The sequence below is a fragment of the Anaerosporobacter sp. genome (genome assembly GCF_965301125.1).
Genome location: NZ_CBDLAM010000291.1, coordinates 1 through 3220 on the forward strand (window position 1 = coordinate 1; position 3220 = coordinate 3220).

3 protein-coding genes are annotated in these 3220 nt (G+C 31.7%); 1 reads left to right on the forward strand and 2 read right to left on the reverse strand.

Annotated elements, in window-relative coordinates; all coding sequences use genetic code 11:
* Positions 1 to 318: 318 nt before the first annotated feature.
* Positions 319 to 1581, forward strand: coding sequence for a DNA/RNA non-specific endonuclease (locus tag ACW2QF_RS18850; RefSeq protein WP_455717559.1), 1263 nt, complete (start codon positions 319 to 321; stop codon positions 1579 to 1581).
* 82 nt (positions 1582 to 1663) lie between these two features.
* Here the strand turns inward: ACW2QF_RS18850 and ACW2QF_RS18855 are convergent, their stop codons facing one another.
* Positions 1664 to 2356 carry an ImmA/IrrE family metallo-endopeptidase gene (locus ACW2QF_RS18855; RefSeq protein ID WP_455717561.1) on the reverse strand — a complete coding sequence of 231 codons (693 nt, stop codon included), beginning with the start codon at positions 2354 to 2356 and terminating at the stop codon, positions 1664 to 1666.
* Positions 2353 to 2682, reverse strand: coding sequence for a helix-turn-helix domain-containing protein (locus tag ACW2QF_RS18860; RefSeq protein ID WP_455717560.1), 330 nt, complete (start codon positions 2680 to 2682; stop codon positions 2353 to 2355). Before ACW2QF_RS18860 ends, ACW2QF_RS18855 begins: the two co-directional genes overlap by 4 nt.
* Positions 2683 to 3220 lie beyond the last annotated feature (538 nt).

The following is a 3220-nucleotide window of genomic DNA, read 5'->3' on the forward strand; positions in this document are numbered from 1 at the left end:
GGTTAAAATATACCATTATATACAAAAAAAATCAAGGGGATACAACAAAATAGCACAATTTATTACAAAAATTATTAAATGGCAAATCATATGGAAAACAAATTCAAATATCAAAAAATACAAGAAAAAGGAGCTGAAAGTCCTTTAAGATCTATTCAAGAAGGAAAAAATTATTCCAGTCTAATGAATAGTAAAAAAAGTGAAAAATATTGATAAAAAATATTGATTAGTGAAAGAAGAGGAAAATGATGGTGGTTGAAATAACAAGTGTTTTAGATTAATATATATTGGTCTAGTATTAATTACAAAGGAGAATTTATGAATACACAAAAATTATCTCAAACAACTTGGTTTACTATTCTAATGTTGTTTATTTTTTTCCCTGTTGGTATATATCTGATGTGGAAAAACAAAAAATTTAAACATAATAGTAGAATTATTATCACAGCCCTTATCTTGGGAATTGCTTTTATTCCATCTAACGATAGTGATTCTGATAGTCAAACGACTATATCTAAGGAACAAGTAGTTGGAACACAACTAGAATCAATAACAGATACTGAAGATGATATTACTAAACAAGATAATAAGGAAGTGTCACAAAATGATGTAGCAGTATCACAAGATAAGTCTGATACGCAAGAGAAATCTTATAATAAGACTGAGGACGCTACTGGAACTGATAGTGAAAAGAAATCGGATAATAAAGCTGAGGAAGCTGCTACAACGGATAGTGAAAAGACATTAGATAATAAAACTGAGGACGTTGCAGCAACTGATAGCGAAAAATCTGATAACAAGATTGATAATGGAACATTCAAATATAAAGGTAAATCCTACAAAATAATCGAAGTTGACGGTGGAGATTTATCTGGAAGTAGAGAAGCTAATGTAGCAGTAGATATCGGATTTGGAGATAGAACATATTGGGCATTGACGAATGAATATGGGCAGCTTGTTTATGTAATGGCTGACAAGATTACACTACAAGACGATAAGAATGAACCAGTAACATCAAAAGGAAGATATTACTCTGATGAAGCGAAAGTACCAGGGGTTGAACGGTCTGATTTAGATGAAGGTCATATAATTGCTGATTCTCTTGGTGGAGTGTCCAATGCTTACAATATAACACCACAGGAGAGTACACTAAATAGACACGGCGATCAAGCATATATGGAAAAGGTAATTCGTGATGCAGGTGGTTGTGAAAATTTCGTAGCTACAATTACGTATCCTAACACTACAACTCAGATACCATCAAAGTACAAGTACACATACACACTTAAGGGGAATAAGATTGTAGATGAATTTGATAATGTTAATCCCGATAAAGTAAACAGCACTATAAATTCGAAAAATAATGTAAGTTCGAAAAATAACACAAGCTCGAATACATCCAGTAGTGATAAGGCTTCCACTAATAAAAAAGAAGACCTTTCCAAGGTAGATACAAATGGAAATGGTAAAGTTACTATTGCAGAAGCGAAAGCAGCTGGCTATTCAATGCCTATTTATTCAGATCATTGGTTGTACAAATATATGGATGATAGAGATGGAGATGGTGTGGTAGGAGAATAAATGACGGGTTCAAATCCTACTGCATCCGTGATGAAAGCCTTGTAAACGTTAAGTTTGCAAGGCTTTATTTTGATATATACAATTATTCTCCATAAAGCCAAGTGTTTTCTGCTACTATAAGTTGTCGATCTAATTCACTATATGATTGAGGTGCGTATCTAGGTAACATACAGACACCGCATTCTCTATCAAAAGTATTATACAGTTTACGACCGCAAAATATACATTCATTAGATTTATAAACGAATTTTTGAACTTTTGCATTGTAAAAGTGCTGGTATAGTGCTTGATCATTCACGCTCATTTTGTTGTTGTGATTAACAATGTAAAGCCTCCATCTTTTATAATCATTAAAGGCTATATTTGCCGCCTCTTCAGACAAACCAAATAGATTCATTACATCTTTATAATTTTTACTAGAGTATTGTATCGCTATTCGTGGAGCTAGGATATTACTTGCAAAAACATTAGCTGCAAACTCATCTTCTGAATCCAGTAATATATGACCAAGTTCATGCATTAAAGAAAAGCGAATCCTTGTTTCAGGTTTTTCATCATTATAAAAGATACTCTTCGTTTCTCTTATTGTAATTGCATCTTCACTAAGTAAGAAGCAAGCATCTCTCTTGGCAAGTGAAAGGGAAGAATACTTTATTAAGTTATATTCAAAACAGTTTATTATTTCTGAACAATCTATCGGAAATGATTTTATCTTGCAAAATGTAATTGCTGAATAAACAGTCTTTAAAATTTCCTGAAATTCTATAGTAATCAGCCTTCTTCCTCATCGTCGGATAATATAATTTGTGCAAGTTTCATTTTTTCGGCTTGAGAAAGATTATTTTTACTACGTGTATAAACAGTTAGTAAGTCATTGTAAGAATTGATTTTATTAGTAGTATCTTCATTGGTATCATCAAAATCATCTAATGAGAGCCCCAATACTCGTGCAATAGCTTTTAAAGTTTCAAGTTTGGGATCTTTAGTCACACCACTAAGTATTTTATCCAAAGTACCTTTAGGAACTCCTGATCGTTCTGCTAATTCAGCAGTTGTAAGTCCTAATTTCTTTTTATATTCTTCTATAATCTCTAAGCCCATTTTCCATTCCTCCTTTTTACTTAATAATATCACCGTTAACGGATATAGTCAAGAAAAAGTCTCCTTAAATAGACTACAATACTTAACCGCTAACGGAAAAAATACATATAAAAAGAATTGACTATTTCCACCAAAGGGTATAATATATGAATATAATAACCGTTAACGGATAAAATAGTAGATGAATTGTTTATGATTGGAGCTGCTACAACAAAGGGAAAGTGTCATCCAGTAACTTTTCATATACACAAGTACGAACAAGCGTAAGTATAACAAAAAATTAGGAGCCATAATGGCTCCTATAAAAAGGGGAAGGTTTATGAAAAACAATCTATATAAAAAGATAATAAGCTTTCTTTGATGATTTAATAATATCATTCATTTGTGTAGTAACTATGGAACATTAATGAAGATTGTGTGAACGTTCTGAAAACTTTTTGAGGCCAAAGGATCTTATTAATACACGAAACAACCTAAACAGTGATGAAAGACCAACTATCAAAAGTCAATAGGTAAATAAAAAAGAATATTGGTTATT

Bases quoted from the DNA above. Each gene is read 5' to 3' on its own strand.
- ACW2QF_RS18850 (WP_455717559.1), top strand. From the start codon at position 319: ATGAATACACAAAAATTATCTCAAACAACTTGGTTTACTATTCTAATG.
- ACW2QF_RS18860 (WP_455717560.1), bottom strand. From the start codon at position 2,682: ATGGGCTTAGAGATTATAGAAGAATATAAAAAGAAATTAGGACTTACA.